The sequence below is a fragment of the Amycolatopsis sp. 195334CR genome (assembly GCF_017309385.1).
Taxonomy (GTDB): domain Bacteria; phylum Actinomycetota; class Actinomycetes; order Mycobacteriales; family Pseudonocardiaceae; genus Amycolatopsis.
The window spans coordinates 431,060-450,821 of record NZ_JAFJMJ010000001.1 but is presented as its reverse complement, the minus strand read 5'-3'; the positions used below and the strand labels follow the sequence as shown (position 1 = coordinate 450,821).

Annotated in this window: 19 protein-coding genes; 7 read left to right on the top strand and 12 right to left on the bottom strand. The window is 71.7% G+C overall.

From position 1 onward, the window contains the following. Positions 1-187: 187 nt before the first annotated feature. Positions 188-1,411 (top strand): PP2C family protein-serine/threonine phosphatase, encoded by a 1,224-nt coding sequence (locus tag JYK18_RS02170; protein WP_206800048.1) that lies wholly within the window; start codon positions 188-190, stop codon positions 1,409-1,411. On the opposite strand, the gene JYK18_RS02165 is transcribed toward JYK18_RS02170, so the two are convergent. Both JYK18_RS02165 and JYK18_RS02160 read right to left on the bottom strand, forming a co-directional pair. After that, positions 1,408-2,493 carry a serine hydrolase gene (locus JYK18_RS02165; protein ID WP_206800039.1) on the bottom strand — a complete coding sequence of 362 codons (1,086 nt, stop codon included), beginning with the start codon at positions 2,491-2,493 and terminating at the stop codon, positions 1,408-1,410. The two genes, JYK18_RS02170 and JYK18_RS02165, sit on opposite strands and share 4 nt — an antisense overlap. A gap of 88 nt (positions 2,494-2,581) precedes the next feature. Further along, a complete protein-coding gene (locus JYK18_RS02160) occupies positions 2,582-3,232 on the bottom strand; it encodes an SRPBCC domain-containing protein (RefSeq protein WP_242578914.1) in 651 nt (216 codons plus the stop codon). Positions 3,233-3,371: 139 nt separating this feature from the next. On the opposite strand from JYK18_RS02160, the gene JYK18_RS02155 reads away from it, so the two are divergent. After that, complete coding sequence (locus tag JYK18_RS02155) at positions 3,372-3,959, top strand: dihydrofolate reductase family protein (RefSeq protein ID WP_206800037.1); 588 nt, start codon at positions 3,372-3,374, stop codon at positions 3,957-3,959. 12 nt (positions 3,960-3,971) lie between these two features. On the opposite strand, the gene JYK18_RS02150 is transcribed toward JYK18_RS02155, so the two are convergent. The 7 genes from JYK18_RS02150 to JYK18_RS02120 all read right to left on the bottom strand — a co-directional run bounded on the left by JYK18_RS02150 (position 3,972) and on the right by JYK18_RS02120 (position 9,443). Beyond that, positions 3,972-4,934 carry an RNA polymerase subunit sigma-70 gene (locus JYK18_RS02150; protein WP_206800034.1) on the bottom strand — a complete coding sequence of 321 codons (963 nt, stop codon included), beginning with the start codon at positions 4,932-4,934 and terminating at the stop codon, positions 3,972-3,974. Between the two features lie 82 nt (positions 4,935-5,016). After that, entirely contained in the window at positions 5,017-6,204 is a 1,188-nt protein-coding gene (locus tag JYK18_RS02145; RefSeq protein WP_206800032.1) for a PP2C family protein-serine/threonine phosphatase, read from the bottom strand. Then, complete coding sequence (locus JYK18_RS02140) at positions 6,201-7,214, bottom strand: ATP-binding protein (protein WP_206800030.1); 1,014 nt, start codon at positions 7,212-7,214, stop codon at positions 6,201-6,203. The genes JYK18_RS02145 and JYK18_RS02140 overlap by 4 nt, the downstream gene beginning before the upstream one ends. After that, positions 7,211-7,627 (bottom strand): anti-sigma regulatory factor, encoded by a 417-nt coding sequence (locus JYK18_RS02135; protein ID WP_206800027.1) that lies wholly within the window; start codon positions 7,625-7,627, stop codon positions 7,211-7,213. The genes JYK18_RS02140 and JYK18_RS02135 overlap by 4 nt, the downstream gene beginning before the upstream one ends. Continuing rightward, positions 7,617-8,015, bottom strand: a complete 399-nt coding sequence (locus JYK18_RS02130) for an STAS domain-containing protein (RefSeq protein WP_206800025.1) — start codon at positions 8,013-8,015, stop codon at positions 7,617-7,619. Before JYK18_RS02130 ends, JYK18_RS02135 begins: the two co-directional genes overlap by 11 nt. Before the next feature lie 2 nt (positions 8,016-8,017). After that, the gene (locus tag JYK18_RS02125; RefSeq protein ID WP_206800023.1) at positions 8,018-8,875 is read right to left on the bottom strand and encodes an STAS domain-containing protein; all 858 of its coding nucleotides are present in this window, start codon (positions 8,873-8,875) and stop codon (positions 8,018-8,020) included. A 97-nt stretch (positions 8,876-8,972) separates the two neighbouring features. Continuing rightward, a complete protein-coding gene (locus JYK18_RS02120) occupies positions 8,973-9,443 on the bottom strand; it encodes a MarR family transcriptional regulator (protein ID WP_307795755.1) in 471 nt (156 codons plus the stop codon). A 110-nt stretch (positions 9,444-9,553) separates the two neighbouring features. On the opposite strand from JYK18_RS02120, the gene JYK18_RS02115 reads away from it, so the two are divergent. From JYK18_RS02115 to JYK18_RS02100, 4 genes are all read left to right on the top strand, one after another. Then, entirely contained in the window at positions 9,554-10,750 is a 1,197-nt protein-coding gene (locus JYK18_RS02115) for a PP2C family protein-serine/threonine phosphatase (RefSeq protein WP_206800011.1), read from the top strand. A gap of 14 nt (positions 10,751-10,764) precedes the next feature. Continuing rightward, positions 10,765-13,500 carry a BTAD domain-containing putative transcriptional regulator gene (locus JYK18_RS02110; protein WP_206800008.1) on the top strand — a complete coding sequence of 912 codons (2,736 nt, stop codon included), beginning with the start codon at positions 10,765-10,767 and terminating at the stop codon, positions 13,498-13,500. Positions 13,501-13,589: 89 nt separating this feature from the next. Further along, complete coding sequence (locus tag JYK18_RS02105; RefSeq protein WP_206800006.1) at positions 13,590-13,985, top strand: peptidase inhibitor family I36 protein; 396 nt, start codon at positions 13,590-13,592, stop codon at positions 13,983-13,985. Between the two features lie 38 nt (positions 13,986-14,023). Beyond that, complete coding sequence (locus JYK18_RS02100) at positions 14,024-14,800, top strand: maleylpyruvate isomerase family mycothiol-dependent enzyme (RefSeq protein ID WP_206800005.1); 777 nt, start codon at positions 14,024-14,026, stop codon at positions 14,798-14,800. Positions 14,801-14,817: 17 nt separating this feature from the next. Here the strand turns inward: JYK18_RS02100 and JYK18_RS02095 are convergent, their stop codons facing one another. Further along, positions 14,818-15,777 (bottom strand): glycoside hydrolase family 43 protein, encoded by a 960-nt coding sequence (locus tag JYK18_RS02095; RefSeq protein WP_206800004.1) that lies wholly within the window; start codon positions 15,775-15,777, stop codon positions 14,818-14,820. Between the two features lie 185 nt (positions 15,778-15,962). Here JYK18_RS02095 and JYK18_RS02090 point away from each other — a divergent pair, with 185 nt between their 5' ends. Then, complete coding sequence (locus JYK18_RS02090) at positions 15,963-16,679, top strand: ANTAR domain-containing protein (RefSeq protein WP_242578911.1); 717 nt, start codon at positions 15,963-15,965, stop codon at positions 16,677-16,679. A gap of 439 nt (positions 16,680-17,118) precedes the next feature. On the opposite strand, the gene JYK18_RS02085 is transcribed toward JYK18_RS02090, so the two are convergent. Together JYK18_RS02085 and JYK18_RS02080 are read right to left on the bottom strand one after the other, a co-directional pair. Then, complete coding sequence (locus tag JYK18_RS02085; protein WP_206799996.1) at positions 17,119-17,439, bottom strand: STAS domain-containing protein; 321 nt, start codon at positions 17,437-17,439, stop codon at positions 17,119-17,121. Between the two features lie 172 nt (positions 17,440-17,611). Then, positions 17,612-19,708: a N,N-dimethylformamidase beta subunit family domain-containing protein gene (locus tag JYK18_RS02080; protein ID WP_206799994.1), complete on the bottom strand. Its 2,097-nt coding sequence runs from the start codon at positions 19,706-19,708 to the stop codon at positions 17,612-17,614. Positions 19,709-19,762 lie beyond the last annotated feature (54 nt).

Genomic DNA, 19,762 nt, shown 5'->3' with positions numbered 1-19,762 from the left:
AGGTAACGGGGGGCAGGGCGGTGCACGCCCGTCGCCCGGCCCGGGAGCACCCGAGTTCCGGACGGACGGCGTCGGCTTCGCGCTGGACCGGGCGGTGGGCGTCGACCTCAACACGGTGACGATCCGGCCGATCGGCCGGCCCGTCTGACGCCGGATGAAAAGCACTGGTGACTGTTAGGCTGGATCGATGTCGCAGATCCCCGGCTTGGACGGTCGGCTGCGCGTGTTGGAGGCGATCACCGACTCGGCGCTGAGCCATCTCGAGTTCGACAAGCTGCTCGTGACCCTGCTCGAACGCGTCCGCTCGGTGCTCGGCGTCGACACCGCCACCGTGCTGCGGCACGACTCGGACGCCGGGTTGCTCACCGCGATCGCCTCCTCCGGCATCGAAGAAGAGGTCTTCCAGGGCGTGCGCGTCCCGGTCGGAGCCGGGTTCGCCGGGCGCATCGCCGCCACCCGCAGCCCGCTCGTGCTCGACGACGTCGGTCCCGGCACCGTGGTGAACCCCCTGCTCTGGGAACGCGGCCTGGCCGCCTTGCTGGGCGTTCCCCTGCTCGCCGGGGACGACCTCGTCGGGGTGCTCCACGTCGGCTCGGTGGACCGGCGGGACTTCACCGACACCGACACCGAACTGCTGCAACTGATCGCGACCCGGCTCGCGCTGGCCGTCCAGCTCGAGGACGCCGCCGCCGACCGGGCCGCGGCCACCGCACTGCAACGCGGCCTGCTCCCAGCGCACCTGCCCGCCATCGGCGACCTCGACTTCGCCGCCCGCTACGTGCCCGGCGCCAACACCGGCGTCGGCGGCGACTGGTACGACCAGTTCGAGCTGCCCGGCGGCCGCCTCGGCATCGTCATCGGCGACGTCGCCGGGCACGGGCTCGGGGCCGCCGTGGTGATGGGCCGCCTGCGCAGCGCCCTGCGTGCGTACGCCCTGGACTACGACGACCCCGCTGACGTCATCGGCAAGCTCGACCGCAAAGCCCGCCACTTCGAGGCCGGCATCATGAGCACGGTCGGTTACGGCGTGCTCGATCCCGCACACGAACGTGTCAGCATCTCACTGGCCGGGCACCTCCCACCGGTGCTCGCGCGGCCGACCGGCGACGCCACCAGCGTGCCCGTCGCCCCCGACCCGCCGATCGGCCTGGCCATGCCCGTGGTCGAACGCCACAGCACCACCATCGACCTGCCACCCGGCGGACTGCTCTGCTGGTACACGGACGGGCTGGTCGAACGCCGTGGCGCCTCCCTCGACGACGGCGTGCGCAAGCTCACCGCCGCCATCACCGCCGGTCCGCCGGAACAGGTGTGCGCGGCGATCATGACCGAGCTGATCGGCCGGGAACCCGTCCCCGACGACATCGCCATGCTCATCGTGCGGAGACGGGCCTCGCTCGGCGGAACCTAGGCACAGATCACGTCCTCGACCGCGCGGAAGGTGGCGTCGATGATGGGCATGTCGTCGACCGTGGTCCGGGTGACCGAGACGACGATCTGCCGTCGGGCGTCGGTGGAGGCGAAGGTCAGCACGGTGAACCCGGGCGCCGAACCGCCGTAGAGCCGCAGGTCACCGCACTCGCTGGACCGCGTCGCGGTGGCGGGGCCGCTGGTGAGGACGTCACGCAGTTCCGCGGGCAGGAGCGTGCCCTGGTAGAACGCCCGCTGGAACCGGCTGACGTCCCGCGTGGTCGACACGACCGCGCCCGCCCCGTTGGCCCAGCTCGTGTTGAACCGGTGCACGTCGCGCAGCCGGCCGGTGGCGTCGGGGTAGTAGCCGTGGCCGTGCGGGCCCACGATGCCCTCCGGCGGTTTGGTGGTGTAGTAGCTCTTGGTCATCTGCAGCGGGCCGAACAGCCGCCGGTCGAACTCGTCGGCGAGCGGCTGGCCCGTCAGCTTCTCGGCGATCATGCCGAGCAGGGTGTAGTTGGTGTTGGAATAGTTGAACTTCTCGCCCGGCGCGCCGGTGCGTGGCCACCCCCGCGACGACGCCACGACGTCGATGGGCGGGTAGTAGGTGGTGAAGTCAAAGACGTCGAACGCCGGCTCGACCGAGCCGGGCGGGGAGAAGTAGTCGGGAACGCCGGAGGTGTGCTGGATGAGCTGGCGCACCGTGATCTCGTCGGCGCGGTCCACCAGATCGGTGACCTCGGGCAGCACCGTCGCGAGCCGGTCCTCCAGTCCCACCCGCTTCTCGTCGACCAACTGCAGCACTATGACGGCTGTCATGGTCTTGGTCTGCGAGGCGATGCGGAACCGGGAGTCCACCGGGATCGGGCCGCCGTGCCCGTCGAGCAGCCGCGACCCGGCGGTGCCGTGGCCGACGGCAACGCCGTCCTGGTAGGAGCCCGCGAGCGCTCCCACGACGCCGGGCACCTCGGCTATTTGTTCCATGGCGCGCTGCACTTCGCCGACCGCCTGCCCGCCACTGGCCACCGCGGGCGAGGCGGTCGCCGCCATGAACGCCGCCACGGCAGCAAATCCGAACTTCACGAACGACTCCTTCGACTGGATCGTCACCGACCAGGAACATCATCTGGTGGCGATGCCTTCGAATCGTGCGCATCGTGTGATGGTTCAGCTACAACGGCTTGTGGTCGGGGGCGTAGAAGTTCGTGGTGGCTTGGACGGCGGCGGCGACGTGGCCGGGGTCGCCGCCGGCGGAGTGGTGGGCGGTGCCCCAGGCGGCGGCGCTGCGCCGGATGAACTCGCGGATTTCCGGCGACTTTTCCCTCGTCCCGTGGTCGGCGGGCTCCTCGCCGGCCAGCAGTTGGGCCAGGGCCAGGAGGTGCAGGTCCCAGCCGACGCCGCCGGCGCCGGGGCCGTAGGTCGGGAAGAGGGGCTCACCGACGACCGCCGCGTGGATGAGTTCGAATTCGGTGTCGCCCGCCGGGGCCGCGGCCAGGCGCACTTCCACCTCGCTGGTACCGGGCCAGTCGTCGGCTTCCGGGCCGAAGAGCCAGGAAACCTTCAGCAGGCGCGGCGGCTCGCACCGCAGGATCTCGCCGTGTTCCCCACCGTCCAATGCGAACTGCCCGCCCGGCCGAAGGTCCCCGGTGACCGGCTTCAGCCAGCGTCGCAGTCGCTCGGGGTTGGTGAGGGCGTCCCACACGTCCTCGACCTGCGCGTCGTATCGACGCCGCAGCTCGATGGTGTAGGCGTCGCCGGCGGGCAAGTTGCCCTTGCCCATCGTCCGGCGCGCGGCGGCCAGTTCGTCCAACACGTCTTTCATGTCCTGTCCCTTCCGATCACGCCGAGATCGTATCAGCATGAACTTATATAAGCCACGACTGTCCTTTGCGGGACCGATCAGGTTTCCGCGCCCCGGCCGTCCGTACCTGGGAAACCGACTCACGGGAGGCATGACGGCCATGCGGAAACTGACCTTCGCGATGAACGTGACCCTGGACGGCTACACCGCCGCGCCCGGCGGCGACCTCGGCTGGAGCGGCGGTGACGGACCGGACTCCTCGCCGGGCGACGAGTTGTTCCAGTGGTGGTCCGACCGGGTCGCGGCGACGGACCTGGCGCTGTACGGGCGCAAGCTGTGGGAAACGATGAGCCCCGACTGGCTGACTGCGGACCAGCAGCCCGGCGCCACCCCGGCGGTGATCGAGTACGCCCACCGCTGGCAGGCCATGCCGAAGGTGGTGTTCTCGACGACGACGGCCGGCGCGGTCGACGGGAACGCCCGCCTGGTCACCGGCGACGCGGTCACCGAGATCACCCGGCTCAAGGCCGAGGACGCCGGCCCGATGGACATCGGCGGCCCGACGCTCGCCGGGGCCGCCATGCGGGCCGGGTTGATCGACGAGTACCTGCTGGTCACCGTGCCGGTGCTGGTGGGCGGCGGCACGCCGTTCTTCACCGCGCTGGACAGCTGGGTGAACCTGACCCTGACCGAAACCCGGACGTTCCCCGGCGGCGTGCTGCTGACCCGGTACGAGACGCGGCGGTGAGCGCGGGCGTGGTCACCGCGTCGGGGGCAGGCCCAGCCAGGGTTTGCCGCTGGCGTCGAACCCGGTGAGCTCGGCGATCTTCCCCTCGGCGACGTGCAGGACCGCGATGGCGAACAGCCGGTGCTCCGCGTCGCCGGGGGCGCGGAGGTACAGCGCGGCGGCGGGCATGCGGTTGACCGTCGTGGTGGTCCCGCGCCAGTCGTCGTGGCCGCGCTGGAAGAGCCCACCGGAGACCCAGCCGTCCACCGCGTCCTTGGCCGTCGTGGTCGAGGTGCCCGCATCCGGCAGCATCGCGAAGCGCAGGTCGTCGCGCAGCAGGGAGGTCAGCCCCTCGAGGTCGTTGCGCTCGTGGGCGTCGATGTACGACTTCACCACGTCGCGCTCGTCACTCGACAGCTCGGGGCTCCGCCAGTCGAGGCGGTGGCCGGCCAGCTGCTCGCGCATCGTCACGCGCGACCGCTGCAGCGCGCTGGTCACCGAGGCGACGGTCAACTCGAGGGCGTCGGCCGCCTTCGACGCCGGCCAGCCGAGGACGTCGCGCAGGATGAACACCGCCCGCTGCCGCGGTGGCAGGTGCTGCACGGCGACGATGAACGCCAGCTCGATCGTTTCCCGCGCCACCACCGATTCCTGCGGGTCCTCGGGGAGCATCCGGTCGGGGTACGGCTGCAGGTACAGCACCTCGGACCCGGCGCCGGGCAGCCCGGCCGGTACGGGCGTGCGGTCCTCGCGCTTCTCCAGGAAGTCGAGGCAGGCGTTCGTGGCGATCCGGTACAGCCAGGTCCGCAGCGTGGCGTTGCCCTTGAACGACTCCCGCTTGTGCCACGCGCGCAGGAACGTCTCCTGCGTCAGGTCCCTGGCGTCCTCGTAGTTCGCGAGCATCCGGTAGCAGTGCACCTGCAGCTCACGCCGGTGGCGCTCGGTGAGGAGCGCGAACCGCGCCTCGTCGGCGTTCAGCGAGCTGGCGTCGGTCATGGTCGTCGATCCTTCCACCGGTGGTGAGGGGGCTACCAGAACTGACGACGTGGCGGCGGAATTCTGATCGGTGCAGCCGCGCTCACGGTGTCCGGCGGATGGCCATGACCACGGTGTCGTCGATGTGCAGGACGACGTCGTGCATCTGGCCGGTGAGTTCGCGCGGGATTCCGATGGTGGGGCGGTGGGCGTGCGTACGGGCCAGCGTCAGCAGCCGGGATTCGCCTTCGTCGTAGTTCTTGCGGCTCTCGACGAGGCCGTCGGTGTAGAGCAGGAGGGTGTCGCCGGCGTCGAGGGTGTGGTGGACGAGGTCGGGCGTGCCCGGCCGGGGGAAGCCGACGCCGCGGCCGGGGCTGCGGGTCGCGAGCAGCCGGGTGTGGCCGGTGGTGGTGATCAGCACCGGCGGCGGGTGGCTGCCGTTGGCCAGGCGCACCCGTCCGGTCGCCGGGGTGATCCTGACCAGGAGCACGGTGGCCATCAGGGTGGGGTCGATGGGGGTCAGGGCGTTCGACGTCCTGGCGACGAGATCGGCGAACGGGTGGCCTTCGAGCGCGAGGGTGCGGATCGCGTGGGTGACGGTGATGGCCTGGCGGGTGGAGGTGACGCCGTGGCCGACGGCGTCGACGAGGGTGATGTGGACCTCGCCGCTGGGCAGGGTGAACCAGTCGTAGAGGTCGCCGCCGGTGGGGGAGTCCGGGTCGGCGGGCGAGTAGTGCACGCCCAGCTCCAGACCGGGCACCGCGGGCGGTGGTGGGCGGAGGGCGTCTTCGAGTTCGCGGAAGATGACACCGTGGGCGCGGCGGAGTTCTTCGTCGCGCCGCTCGAGTTCGGTGAACATGGCGAGCACGCCGCTGTTGGTTTCGGCGAGTTCGTGTTTGAGCCGGCGTTGTTGCTGGGCGAGCGCGTCGGTGTGGGCGACGAGCGCGAGCATTTCCTCTCGGGTGGCCTGCTCGTCGGGGCCGGGGACGGCCGCCGGGATCGCGCCGGTGGCCAGGTGCCAGGTGAGGGTGTCGCCGTCGCCGGGGTCGGGCAGCAGCGGCAGGAGGTTGCGCTCGTGCTGGGGAACCGGCTGGGGCAACCGCAGGGTGATCGCGAGCAGGGCGTCCCGGGTTTCGGTGCGCAGGTCGACCGCCGTGCCGGCGGTGATGGCGGGTTCGGCGAGCAGGGTGGCGGAAAGCACCGCGCGGGCGCGTTCCTCGGTCAGCACCCCGGCCTGGCCGCACGCCTCGCGCAGCTGCCGCCGGAAGCTGTCGAGGTCGGTGTGGTTCACGGGAGCTGGTCGGCGTGCAGGGCGATCGCGGCCGCGTCGTCACGGGGATTGCGGTGCCGGTGGGCGAGTTCGGCCGCGAGCAGCAGCGCGCCGGCGGGCTGGGCGGGCGGGAGCGGCGCGCGCCAGCTGTGGTCGATGCCGTCGGTGTGGAGCACGACGACGGCGCCGCCGGTCAGGGGTGCGTGCCGGGGCAGGACGGCGGGCAGGATGAACCCGACCACGCCGGGCACGCTGAGCAGGAGCTGCGAGGACCGTCCCGGGGTGAGGATGGTGGCGCTGACGTTGCCGACGCCGCAGAACTCGACGCCGCGGCCGGAGACGCGGGCCAGCGCGACCGCCGCGCCGCGGGTGCCGCGCAGCGCGCGGTGCATGGCGGCCAGTTGCGCGGACAGGGCGCGGTCCGGGTTGTTCCCGAACACGCCGATCGCGAGGTCGGCCGCTTCGGCGGCGTCGGGGCCGTGGCCGAGACCGTCGGCGACGACGACGGTCCGGCTGCCGGTGTCCTCGGCGAGCGCGATGGCGTCCCCGCAGTGCTGTTCGCCCTCGCGTGGCAGGCAGAAGTGCCCGACCGCGTCGGCGGGTCCGGCCGGGGTGCCGGGCGCCAGGACGCGGGCGGCGGTGGTGGTGCCGGTGCCCGGGGTGGAGCGGATCTGGAACGTGGTGGACATGCGGCCGATGGCGCCGAGCCCGCTGCCCAGGGTGGAGGTGGTGGTGTTGCCGTCGACGAGCCAGTGGGCGAGGTCGGCCATGCCCGGCCCGTCGTCGGCGGTGAGCACGTCGACGCCCCGGCCGGTCAGCGCCCGCTGGATGAACACCGAGCCGCCGGTGGCGTGCTTGTCCAGGTTGCTCGCCAGCTCGGAGGTCACCACGGCGGCCCGTTCGGCCAGCACGTCCGGCAGCGCCGCGTCCCTGGCCGCGGCGCGGGCGGCCCTGGTGGCGGCGTAGACGGCGCTGGGGTGGTCGATGCGCACCCGCCGGGTCGGGGTGGTCGCCGAGACCGAGACGGTCATCGCGGCTTCCAGCGCACGGCGGTGACGGTGGTCCCGCCGGGTCCGGTGTCGATGCCGAAGTCGTCGACCAGGCGGCGCGTGCCACCGAGCCCGTGCCCGAGGCCGGCCCCGGTGCTGAACCCGTCGGTCATCGCCTGGTCGACGTCGGGGATGCCGGGACCCCGGTCGCGGACGCGCAGTCGCAGCCCCACCCGGGCCCGGTCGCGCAGGACGGTGATGGTCAGCGTGCCACCACCGCCGTGGATGTAGGCGTTGCGGACCAGTTCGCTGGCGGCGGTCACGATCTTGGTCTGGTCGACGATGGAGAACCCGGCGCTCACCGCGCTGGCGCGCACGGCGTGCCGGGCGGTGAGCAGGTCCTCCTCGACGCGGATCTGGTGTTCCTCGCCGGCGGCGAGCTGGTCAGGAAGCATGAGGCGCCTCTTCGGCGGCCTCGGTGGGACGGCGCCATCCCAGCTGTTCCATGGCCTGTTCCGGGTTGAGCGCGGTCTGCACCCCGGTGAGCTGGAGCCCGAGTTCGGACAGGGTGATCGCCACCGCGGGCCGCATGCCCGCCACGATCATCCGGGCGCCGAGCAGCCGCCCGGTGTGGGCCAGCTGCATCAGCACCCTGGCCACGAAGGAGTCGATGATCTCCAGCCGGGAGATGTCGATGATCACCCCGCGGATGCGTTCCTCGCTGATGCGGGTGGTCAGTTCGTCGGTGAACCGCAGCGCGGTCGCGTCGTCGAGGTCGCTGAGCAGCCCGCCGAGCAGGATGTCACCGAGGCGCAGCAGCGGCAGCCCGGTCGAGCCGGTCACGCTCACCCGGCGGCCCTGCCGGGTTCGGCGCCGAGCAGGCGCAGTGCCGCGGCGAGCGCGTCGGCCAGCGAGGACCGGGTCAGGATGTGGGACAGGTCGATGCCCAGCTGGGTGATCGTCTGCGCGATGGACGGCCGGATCCCGCTGATCACGCATTCGGCGCCCATCAGCCGGACCGCGCCCGCGGTCTGCAGCAGGTGCTGGGCCACCGCGGTGTCCACAGTGGGCACGCCGGTGATGTCGATGATGGCGATCCGGGCCTCGTGCGCCTGGATCGCTTCGAGCAGGCCGGTCATCACGATCTGCGTGCGGGCGCTGTCGAGCGTGCCGATCAGCGGCACGGCCAGCACGTGGCGCCACAACCGGACGACCGGGGTGGACAGTTCGAGCATCTGGCTGTGCTGCTGGCGGATGATCTCCTCACGCCCGTCGGCGTAGACGGAGAACGTGCGGACCCCGGCGCCGTCGAGCAGTTCGTTGACCAGCAGGGCGGCCCGGTAGCACCGCGCCGGGTCGTCGGTGTGGCGTTCGACCGCCGCCAGCACCGCGTGCTTGAGCCCGAGTACCGCCATGGCCGTGGCCGACGGATCCGCGCCGGCACGGGCCCGCCGCTCGGACAACGCGGTCAGCGCTTCGCGCACGGCGTCGTCGTGCTCGGCGATCCGGGCCGCGGGCATCGGCGAGGTCAGCGCCGCGCACAGGGCCCCGAGCAGGTCGGCGGCCTCCCGGTGGAGCTCGGCCGGTGGCAGTGGCGACCGCTCGCGCTGCCGCTCGATCCACTCGCTGGTCACCGCCGCCTGGTCGGTGTCCAGCGCCCGGACCACCAGTTCCCGCACAGCGGTCTCGTCCGTCCCCGGCACCGGGTCCCTCCAGGTGAAGTCGGGGGCCTTGCCGAACCGAGGCCCACTGTTGTCATATAACAACAGTGAACTCGGCCGGGCAATGCCGGGGGTGGGGTCAGGTGCGCGGACCAGCCGATTCGGCCGCGGCGGCGTGAAAACCACGCAGGCCGGTGTCGAGCGCGGCGCGGGCGTCCGGGCTCATCTTCGCCAGCACCGACTGCACGCTCTCGCGGCGACGGGCCCGCAGGTCCCGCAGGTAGGCGCGACCCCGTTCGCTGAGCCGCAGGGTCAGCTCGCGGCGGCTGCGGGAACTGGGCAGGCGTTCGAGGAAACCGACCGCCTGCAACCGGTCGCACAGCCTGCTCACCAGCGGCGGGGTCGAGCCGAGCAGTTCGGCCAGCGCCCGCAGGTTGAGCCCGTCGTGCCGGTCCAGCGCGACCACGGCGCGCAGCTGGGAGGTCGACAACGGCCTGGCGGAGGCTTCCGCCGCCTGCTCGAACATGATTTCCAGCAGTTCGGCCAGGTCGGTCACCGCGGCGGCCGCATCAGTGCTGAGCTGCTCGCGAGACCGGTTCACGGTGTCCACTGTCGCATTCATATGCTGAGCTGTCAGCTCGGCTGGTGGTACACCGGGGCCTGGACTGATGCGGTAACGCGGTCGGCACCGGTGCGGCACAGGTCGAGCAGGAGGACGCAGTGGACAGATCCTTGGCGGTCGAGCGCAGGCTGCGCGATGTACCGCCGCACGAACTGCCGTCGGCACTGCGGGCGGCCTTGCGCGAGCACTTCGGCGCCCAGGCGGTCGAACTGCTGATGGCCGACTACTCGCTGACCGAGCTGTGCCAGGTGAGCACCCTGCCGTACACGACCGAGCCGATGCCGGTGGAGGGCAGCGTGCCCGGCGCGGCGTTCGTCGCCCAGACCGCCACCTTCGAGCCCGACGGTTCCGCGGTCACCGGGTACCTGCCGGTCACCGTTCGCGGGGACCGGCTCGGCGTGCTGGCCGTCACGCTGCCCGCCGAACCCGAACCGCCGGTGTGGGCCGAACTCGGCCGGTTCGCCGAAACGCTGGCGCACGAACTCTTTGTCGCCGACCGCGACACCGACCTCTACATCCAGGCCCGCCGGTCCTCCCGGCTCACCCTGGCCGCGGAAATGCAGTGGCAGCTCCTGCCAGGCCGGGCCTGTTCCCGCGCGGAGTTCGCCCTCGGCGGTCAGCTCGAACCCGCGTACGCCATCTACGGCGACTGCTTCGACTGGTCGGCCTCAGCGCACAAACTCGCCGTGACGCTGATCAACGGCATGGGCGAGGGCAGCGAAGCCGCGCTGCTGACCAACCTGGCGGTCAACGCGCTGCGCAACGCCCGGCGCGCCGGTGTGGGCCTGGACGCCCAGGCCGAACTCGCCGACCAGGCCATCTACGCGCACTACCGCGGCCGCGAGCATGTGGCCGCGCTGTTGCTGGAATTCGACCTCGCCACCGGCGCCGTCGACGCGCTCGACGCGGGCTCACCCCGGCTGTGGCGGTTGCGTGACGGCAAGGTCGAGCGCATCCACTTCGACGAGCAGCTCCCGCTGGGAGCGTTCGAGGACACCGTCTACGAGGTCGAACGGTTCCACGCCTTGGCGGGGGATCGGTTCGTGTTCGTCAGCGACGGGGTCTACAACGCCATGGGCCCGCAGGGCCAGCTCTACGGCGACGCCGAACTGACCGACGCGGTGCTGGCCACCGCCGAGCTGCCCGCCGCGCACGTGCCGGGCGCCGTGCTCAAGGAACTGTCCACCCGGCGCCACGGCGCCCACGCCGAAGACGACGCCATGGTGGTGTGCCTGGACTGGTTCGGCCCCACCGCACAACCCGGCACCGGGCTCGCTGGACCGGCCGTTCCCTAGCCACAGGGGGTGTCGTGGAGCTGAGCCTGCTGGGGACCGTGGCGCTGCTGTCCGGCGGGGTCCCGATCGACACGGGTTCGGCGCGTCAGCGGTGCGTGCTCGCCGCGCTGGCGCTGGACGCCGGACGGGTGGTGCCGATCGAGCGGCTCCTCGGCCGCGTGTGGGGTGACGAGCCGCCGCTGCGAGCCAGGGGAAACCTGCAGAGCTACGTGTCGCGGTTGCGCCGGGTGTTGCGGCACGGTGGTTCCGACATCGCGCACCGATCCGGCGGTTATGTGCTCGAACTGCCCGCCGACGCGATCGACCTGCACCGGTTCCGCGCTCTCGTCGCTCGCGCCGGTGGGGTCGCGCCGGACGCGGCGGTGCCGGTGCTCCGGGAAGCCCTCGCGCTGTGGCGTGGTGACGCGCTGGGCGGATTGGCCGGTGGCTGGGCCGAAGAGGAACGCGACCGCCTGCACCGGGAACACGCGCTCGCCGAGCAGGAACTGGCCGACGCGCTGCTGGCCGTGGGCCGTGGTCACGAACTCGTGCTCTCCCTGGCCGAACGCGTCGCGGCGGCCCCGCTGGACGAGCGCACCAACGGCCAGTACCTGCGTGCGCTGCACCAGAGCGGTCAGGTGGCCGAGGCGCTGGCGCACTACCAGGACTTCCGGCGCCGGCTGGTCGAGGAACTGGGCATCGAGCCGGGCGCCGCGGTGCGGCAAGCACACCGGGCACTGCTGCACGGAACACCGGAGACGCCACCGACGCGTCAGCGGGTCCCGGTGCCGCGGCAACTTCCCGCACCACCGCGTCACTTCGCGGGTCGCGGGCCGGAGCTGGACCGGCTGGACGCCGCGTCCGGCGCCCCCGCCGTGGTCATCGCCGGTCCGGGCGGCATCGGCAAGACCTGGCTGGCGCTGCACTGGGCGCACCGCCACCTCGACCGGTTCCCCGACGGCCAGTTGTACGTGGACCTGCGGGGGTTCAGCCCGGACGAAGCACCGATGGCGCCCGGGGCCGCGTTGCGCGGTTTCCTCGGCGCACTGGGGGTTTCGACCGACGCGGTGCCACCGGACGAACACGCGCAGGCCGCCTTGTTCCGCAGTCTGGTGCGCGACAAGCAGTTGCTGGTGCTGCTGGACAACGCGGCCGACAGCGCCCAGCTCACCCACCTGCTCCCCGGCGAGCACGGCGGTACGACCCTGATCACCAGCCGGGACCGGCTCCAGGGCCTCGTGGTCGAGCACGAGGCGGACCACGTGCGGCTCGGTGTCCTTTCCGATGACGACGCGGGCACGGTGCTGCGCACGCGACTCGGCGCGGCCCTGGTCACCGGTGCTCCCGAGGCCGTGCGCGAGATCGCCCGCCTGTGCGGTGGTTTCCCGCTGGCGCTGGGCATCGTGGCCGGTCAGCTCCGCACCCGGCCGGACGCGGACGTGGCCGCGTCGGCGGCGGAACTGCGCGAAGCCGGTCTCGGCGCGTTGGATTCCCCCGATCCGACAGCGAGCCTGCCTGCCGCGCTGTCCTGGTCGCGCAAGCGGCTCACGGTGCGGCAGACGACGTTGTTCGCCTTGCTGGGCTTGGCTCCGGGACCGGACATCAGCGTGCCCGCCGCGGCCGCGCTGGCCGGTACGCCCGTCGCGGAAGCACGCCGGGAACTCGACGTGCTCGAACACGCCTCCCTGCTCACCCAGGACGCCTCCGGGCGTTTCACCATGCACGACCTGCTCCGGCAGTACGCGATCAGCACCGCGGACGAGCTCGCACCGCCGGAGGTCGAAGCGGCCCTGCGCCGGGTGATCGACTTCTACACCGCTTCGGCCTACGCCGCCGACCGCGTGCTCAACCCACACCGACCGGAGGTGAACGCGGAGCGCACGACCGCGAACGGGCTCCCCGAGTTCCCCAGCCCCGCGGCGGCGATGAGCTGGTTCGACGATGAGCACGGCTGCCTGCTGGCCGCGCAGCAGATCGCCGCGGCCCGCCACTGGCACCGGCCGGTGTGGGAGCTGGCCTGGTCACTGGAGACCTTCCACGCCCGGCGGGCGCACCGCCACGAGGACCTCCGGACCTGGCGCACCGCTGTGGCCAGTGCCGAACAACTTCCCGAGCCGGACCTCCGTGCCACCGTGCACCGGCTCACCGGGACCGCCTACGCCGATCTCGGCCTGCACGACGAGGCCGCGCACCACCTGCGGCTGTCACTGGCGATCGCGCAGGCGAGCGAAGACCGGACCGGCCAGTCCCGCGCCCACTCGGCGCTCGCCTGGGCCTGCAGCACCCGCGGCTTGCTGACCGAAGCGCTCGACCACGCCCGCAGCGCGCTGCGGCTGGAGGAACTGCTGGGCAACCCCGTCTGGATCGCCGACGCCGGGAACACCGTGGGCTGGTACTACGCCAAGATCGGCGACCACGACCGGGCCCGCGAACACTGCCTGGCCGCCCTCGCGCGGTACCAGGGCACCGATGAGATCGAGGGCGCGGCCACCACGCACGACAGCCTGGCCTTCATCGAAACCGAAGCCGGCCACCCGCGACTGGCGCTCGAGCACTACCGCGAAGCCCTCGCACTGCACCGGGAAGCGGGCGACGCGGTCCGGGAAGCCAACACACACGAACACGTGGGCCACCTCCACCACGGTCTCGGCGACCACGACTCGGCCCGCCACCACTGGCGGCTCGCCGCCGCGCTTTACCAGGCACAGCAACGGGTCCGGGAAGCCGAAGCGCTGCTGACCCGGCTCGACGATGCTCCTGGCCGTCGCTGACCTGCGGATTCCAGCCTGGTGCAAGCTCGGTGCAGGACCGGTGGAGCACCCTCTGCGCACACCGAGTCCAACCACCGAGGGAGTTCGAAATGCGCGTGTCGAAAGCAGCGAAGAAGAGAACGTTCTCAGCAGCGGCCGGTGCGGCGAGCGTCGCGCTGGCACTGGGGTTCGCCGCACCGGCGGCAGCTTCCGTCGAACCGGCCAGCTTCGCCGACTGCCCGGCCAACCGCATCTGCGTGTTCGCGGCCACGAACGGCGGCACCGTCCCCGGCTGGCGGCACTTCCCCTCGACGCCGCCCGGCTCCTGCACCGACGCCCCGATCCCGACGCTGGCTGGAGTACGAGGCGCGCTGTCCGTCTACAACCGCACGGGAAAGGTCCAGAAGGTCTACACCGCCTTCGGCTGCGGCGGAGACTCCCGGACCGTCAATGTCGGCAGCGCCATCCCCAATCTCGGTGTGACCTACTGGTCGATCGGCGGCTGAGACGACGACGGACATTCGTGAGCAAGGAGCAGGGAAAGATGAGCACCTCAGCGTTCCTGACCACCGTCGCCGACCAGACCAGGACGCTCGCCGGGTGGGTGGACGGCCAGGACCCGGCGGCCCCGGTGCCGACGTGTCCGAAGTGGACACTGGCCGACCTGGTCGACCACGTGGGCTCGACCCAGCGCATGGTGGCCATGCTCGTCGGCGGGCGGATGACCGAACCGAGCCAGGCCTTCGCCGGCTACGTCCCCGCCCCCGAAGACCCCGCCCAATGGGGCGCCTGGCTCAACGCCTGCGCCGCCGAAGCAGCACAAGCGTTCGAGTCGGCCAACGACGACACCCCGGTCTGGGACCCCTCCGGCGCCGAAGCCGGTGTGCCGTTCTGGTCACGGCGGCTGCTCGGCGAAATCTGCGTGCACCGCGCCGACGCGGCCTCCGCACTGGGCAGACCGTACGAACTGGCACCCGAACCCGCCGCCGCGGCCGTCGAAGACTGGCTGGACACGATGACCTCACACGGCTACTGGGAGAACAAGCCGGACTACGCCGCCGCGATGCGGGGCACCGGGCAGACCCTGCACTTCCACACCACCGACACCCCCGGGGAATGGGTAGCCCGCCGCGAACCCGACACCATCGTCCTCGAACGCACCCACACCAAGGCCGACGTCGCCCTGCGCGGCACGGCCGAGGAACTACTGCTCGTGCTGAGCAGGCGACGGCCACTAGCCGAAGCCACCACCCTGGAAGTCCTCGGCGACCAAGCCCTGCTCGACCACTGGATCGAAAACATGGACTGGACCACCGACTGATCCACGGCCCGCGAGGCTCATTCCGCCCTTCCCGTGCCGAGTTCCGGTAGGTCGTCCCGGTAGCGCAGCGGTAGGGAGAACAGGCCGCGCGTCCGGTGCTCGGGGGTGAGCCAGCCGTGGAAGTAGATCCGGTCCTCCAGCACGTCCGCGCCGCCGGGTCCGTCCACCTGCCCGCCGAGTCCGTCGGTGGACAGCAACCGCGTCGGTGCCTTGACGAAGGGGCCGGCCAGTGCGGGGGCGGCGGCGTGCGCCGTGTGGTAGCCCGAGCTCTGGAAGGTGTCGGCGGCGTAGAAGAGCAGGTACTTCGACGGCCGCCGCACCACCACCGGGGCTTCGACCACACCCTTCTCCTGGTGGAGATCCGCGCGCAGCAGCTCGCGGCGGGGCCCGGTCGGTGCGAGGCCGTCCGGGGTCAGCTCCTGCACCCAGATCGCGGCGGGATCGCCCACCGGCGCGCCGTTGCTCTTGTACAGCAGGTACCGCTTGCCGTTGTCCACAAAGGTCTGCGGATCGATGTCCCCGCTGTCCTCGGCCACGCAGATCAACGGTTGCTCGCCCACCGGGGTGAACGGGCCGCTCGGCGCGGGCCCGAGCGCGACGCCGATGCACATCGGACCGCCGTTCTTCGTCGAGGTGGAGAAGTACAGCAGGAACCGGCCGTCGTCGCGGCGCGTCACGTCCGGTGCCCAGAACCCGCTGCCTTCCGCGCCCCAGGCCGGCGGATGGGCGAGCGCGTCACCCCGCACCTGCCACGGTCCGCCCGGTGCGGGCGCGCTCGCCCAGGGGACCTTTCCGGTGGTGCTGCTGGTGGAGAAGGCGAAGTAGCCCTCCTCGGTCCGCAGCAGGTCGGGATCGGCGAAATCGGCGTCGATCAGGCGTTGCGGGGTCGTTCCCGCCGCGACCGCCTGCGGATGGCCGCACACCAGCGCCAGCACCACCGCCACCACCGCGGCGCGGGTGCGCTGAGCAGTTCTCATCGACTCCCCCGGAAATCGGCCGTCGCGACGATCGAGGGGTAACCGCCGCCCAGGCCGGGAAACCCGTTCGCCAGCCGACCACTCGTCCGTGGTTCCGATCGGCCGGTGTGGGTATGACCTTGTGGGGACAGACGTCTCGGAAGGTTCCAGCTGGGACGCACTCAGCCGGCGAAGGGATCACGCGGGTGGAGGGCAGGCGCGAGAGGCTCTGGCGCACCATCGCCGCGTGGGCCGCACCGTCGGCCGAGGACCGGGGCCGCGCGCAGGAGCTGTGCTTGAGCGTGGTGGCGGAGTTCGCCGGCGTCGACGCGGCGATGGTGACGCTGTGGGCCCGTGGGGAACGGGCGCAGGAGATCCTGGGCGCCAGCGACGACTGGGCGGCGGGCGTGGTGGAGACGCAGTACACCGTGGGGGAGGGGCCCGGGGTGGAGTCCCTGCGCGGGGGTGATCCGGTCCTGGTCCCGGACCTGCGGGTGGAGCAGGTGCGGTGGCCGGGTTTCGCGGAGGAGGCGCTCAGCGCGGGGGTGCGGGCGATGTTCGCCTTCCCGCTGCAGATCGGCGCGATCAAGATGGGGACCTTCGAGTTGCTGCGCCGCCGGGCGGGGGCGCTCGCGCACGAGGAGCTGACCGACGCGGTGCTGGCGGCCGACCTGATCGCGGCGGTGCTGCTGCGGCAGGCCGACCGGGCGGAACGCGCCGGGGAGGACTTCGAACCGCGCCTGTTGACTTCGTTCGACGACGTCAACATCGCCACCGGGATGCTGGCCGCGCGGCTGCGGATCGGTCTCGACGAGGCACTGGCCCGACTCCGCGGGCACGCGTTCGGCCGACAGCGGTCCGTGCTGGCGGTCGCCCGTGACGTCATAGAACACCGCATCGCGCTCGACGATTTGGCCGAGTGAGACGGGCGAAGCATGCCTGAACTCAACTCGGATCCGCGCGGACGACTCGGCGCTGGTGACGCTGGCGGCGATCACCGCCAGCCTGGTGGACAGCCCCGACACCGGCACGATGGCGGCCTCGGACCAGCAGGCCCGGCTGGTGGAAACCCGGCAGATGCTCGACGAAGGGCCGTGCGTGGAGTGCGTGACCACCGGCGAACCCGTGCTCGTCGCCGATCTCGCGGCCGAGGAGCGGCGCTGGGCGGAGTTCGTGCCTGCCGCGCTCGAACTCGGTTGGTGCGGACCGCCTCGTCGAACGCACCCTGGGGGCGTTGAACGATCGGGCGGCGTTGAGGCGCTCCGCAACAACGGGTGCGTTACGGCAGTTCGGGGGCCGTGCCGAGCCTGGCTTGATGCTGGATCTGGGCGGAGATGCGGGCCGCTTCGTCCCTGCCGGCTGTCATTCGGGCACGGTGAGCCGTTCCGGGGTGCGCTGCACCGGCAGCATCTGCTCCAAGTCGAGCAGGGAGATCACCCGGTCGACGGGGTGCGAGCGGTTCGTGATCGCCAGCCGGATGCCGGCCTGACGTGCGGAGAGCGCCGTGTCGATCAGGGCGCGGACGCCGTCGACCGAGCAGAAGGTGACTGCCGCCAGGTCGAGCAGGATCGCTCGGGGGGCGAGTCGCAGTTCGCCGTTCAGGCACGCCCGCAGGCGCGCGACCGTGCTGTGGTCCACCTCTCCGGCCACGACGATCTCGGTCGCCTGCGCGGTGGTGGTCACCAGGAGAGTTACTCGCGTTCCAGCGGGTACTTCACTGGTCACAGTAGCCTCCTCGAACTGCTGCGAGGCGACTACGTCAGGTCCTGGGGCCTCGCAGCTCGGCAGTACGTTGCCGGGTGCTCGGCTGCTGGCTGAACCGGTCCCACCAGGGGGAACCCCATGCCGCGATTTTTCAAACCTCGGCGGCCAGTACCCGGTCGAAGACGTTGCGGAGCAAGCGCTGGATCACCGGGTCCACCCGGATGGCGGCGTTGAAGGTCAGTGACGAAGCGCTGAACACGAACCCACCGCCCGGCTGCTCCTTGCACACCATCGCCGCGCCCTTGCTGTCGGTGGGGTTCGTGCCCTGCGCGAAGACCTCCTCCGGTGACGCCTCGCCTTCGAAGCCCTGCAACGTGTCGAACTCCCAGGCGCTCGCCGCGCCGTTGCGGCCGGTCGCGCCGAACGTGTCCCCGACGGCGAGGCCCGTCCCGGCGAGGAAGGGGTGGTCGCGCAGCACGCGGTACGGCGCGAACGTCATCCAGCCCTGGTGCTCGTAGTTCACGCCGAGCAGTTGCGACGCAGGCAGGTCGTAGTGGTCGAGGAACAGGTCGCGGCTTCCGTCCGCGGCGCGGAAGGTCAGCGTCGTGCCGTCGGCGTTGAACTCCGCGCGTTCGTAGATCTGGTTCCCGCCGGTGGCGATCACACTGCCGCCGGCTTCGAGGTAGCCGGCGAGGTTGGCGCGCATGGCCATCGACCAGTATTCCGGGTGCCCGCCCAGCACGACCGCGTGGTACGCGGTGAGCCACCCGCCGGTGTGCAGGTCGTGGTCGGTGTAGCAGTCGAACCCGATTCGCTCGCCGCTGAGCCACCGCAACAGCTCCAGATCGCTGAACAGGTCGACGTCGTACTGCCCCTTCGACGCGAGCATCCAGTTGTAGGTGGGCCGGAGGAAGGTGAGCACGCGCCGCACGCCGTGCTGGCCGATGGAGTACTGGTCGTGCCCGCCCCAGCCGTTGTAGGCGTGGTAGGTGTTGGACGGCAGCACCACGGCGATCCGCTGCGCGGGCACGGCCGGGCGGACCACGAACGGCACGTGCTGCACGCGGCCGAAGTTCCCGGTGAAGCGCGCGGCGTAGAGGCCGGACGGCCAGTCCGCCGGGATCTTCACGCCGTAGCGCTCGTCCCAGCCGCACCCGGCCGACCGGTAGTCCTCGGGGAGCAGCTGGAGCCCGCCGGTCACGCTGGTCGTCGCGGTGACCGGTTCGGGGGTGCCGCCGCCGGGCACCACGCGCACGAGCTGCGCGTCGACGGAACCGAACGCGGTGGACAGCGCGATGGAGACCCGCTTCCCGGCCGCGACGCTCTGCCGGTGCGGGTATCCCTGCAACCCGGCGCTGCGCTCGACGGTGAACCCGTGCCCGACGACGTGCCCGGTCGCGTTGTTGATCCAGTGCGGGCCGCCGTCGGTGTCGACGGTCTGGTGGTTGGTGAGCCGCAGTTCGACGAGCGTCTCGTCGTAGCCGGGCACCGTCGCGAGGTCGATCCGGACGAAGTAGATGCCGCCGTTCCCGCAGCCGGCGAACAGGTCCCGGCGGAACAGCTCGAACCAGTCGTTGTCGCCGATCTGGACCGGCTGGCCGCCGTTCGACCAGCCGACGCCGTCGCGGTAGCGGAACCAGGTGAGCCCGCCGGTGCCGCTGACCGAGTAGATGACGTTCCCGTTGTCCGAGAACAGGTAGCGGGGCACGTTGAACCCCTCCGCGAGCGGTACCGGCGGTTCGAAGTTCCTGCCGCTCGGCCGCCGCGAGCGGTGGAGAACGCCGTCCGCGTCCACGCACCAGATGACGCCGCCGGGCCCGCCGAAGATCCGCGGGAAGGCGTCGAACCCGCTCCCGACGACGACGCCGTTGTCGGTCCAGTAGCCGGCGCCGGTCTCGAGGTCGGTGACGACGCGCTGGTAGGTGAGCACGGTGCCGTCGCCGCGGATGCCGTAGAGGACACCGTCGACGTCGCCGAGCACGGTGACGAAGTCCTCCCACCCGGCACCGATCGGCACACCGGCGCCCTGGTTGGCCCAGTCGGCGGTCGCGGTGGCCCAGCCGCGGTGCCGGAACCAGAACAGCGACCCGTCGGCCTGCACGGCGTAGATGATCCCGTCGCCGCCGCCGACCAGCCGGGTCCAGCGCTGGTGCGGGTCGAAGGTGCCGGCCGCGGCGGTCGGCACCCACCCCGCCGACGGCTCGGCTTCCACGATCGGAAGTGGTTCGCGGCCACTGAGAAGTCCCATAGCGCCCCTGGTTTCCGTGCGTGCTCCGCTCTCCGTGGAACGCGCCGGGCCCAA

What these genes read in the sequence shown, in the direction of transcription:
- JYK18_RS02155 (WP_206800037.1), top strand. Translation starts at nt 3,372, where the DNA reads ATGCGGAAACTGACCTTCGCGATGAACGTGACCCTGGACGGCTACACC.
- JYK18_RS02105 (WP_206800006.1), top strand. Translation starts at nt 13,590, where the DNA reads ATGCGCGTGTCGAAAGCAGCGAAGAAGAGAACGTTCTCAGCAGCGGCC.
- JYK18_RS02160 (WP_242578914.1), bottom strand. Translation starts at nt 3,232, where the DNA reads ATGAAAGACGTGTTGGACGAACTGGCCGCCGCGCGCCGGACGATGGGC.
- JYK18_RS02170 (WP_206800048.1), top strand. Translation starts at nt 188, where the DNA reads ATGTCGCAGATCCCCGGCTTGGACGGTCGGCTGCGCGTGTTGGAGGCG.
- JYK18_RS02135 (WP_206800027.1), bottom strand. Translation starts at nt 7,627, where the DNA reads ATGCTTCCTGACCAGCTCGCCGCCGGCGAGGAACACCAGATCCGCGTC.
- JYK18_RS02140 (WP_206800030.1), bottom strand. Translation starts at nt 7,214, where the DNA reads ATGACCGTCTCGGTCTCGGCGACCACCCCGACCCGGCGGGTGCGCATC.
- JYK18_RS02095 (WP_206800004.1), bottom strand. Translation starts at nt 15,777, where the DNA reads ATGAGAACTGCTCAGCGCACCCGCGCCGCGGTGGTGGCGGTGGTGCTG.
- JYK18_RS02150 (WP_206800034.1), bottom strand. Translation starts at nt 4,934, where the DNA reads ATGACCGACGCCAGCTCGCTGAACGCCGACGAGGCGCGGTTCGCGCTC.
- JYK18_RS02080 (WP_206799994.1), bottom strand. Translation starts at nt 19,708, where the DNA reads ATGGGACTTCTCAGTGGCCGCGAACCACTTCCGATCGTGGAAGCCGAG.
- JYK18_RS02100 (WP_206800005.1), top strand. Translation starts at nt 14,024, where the DNA reads ATGAGCACCTCAGCGTTCCTGACCACCGTCGCCGACCAGACCAGGACG.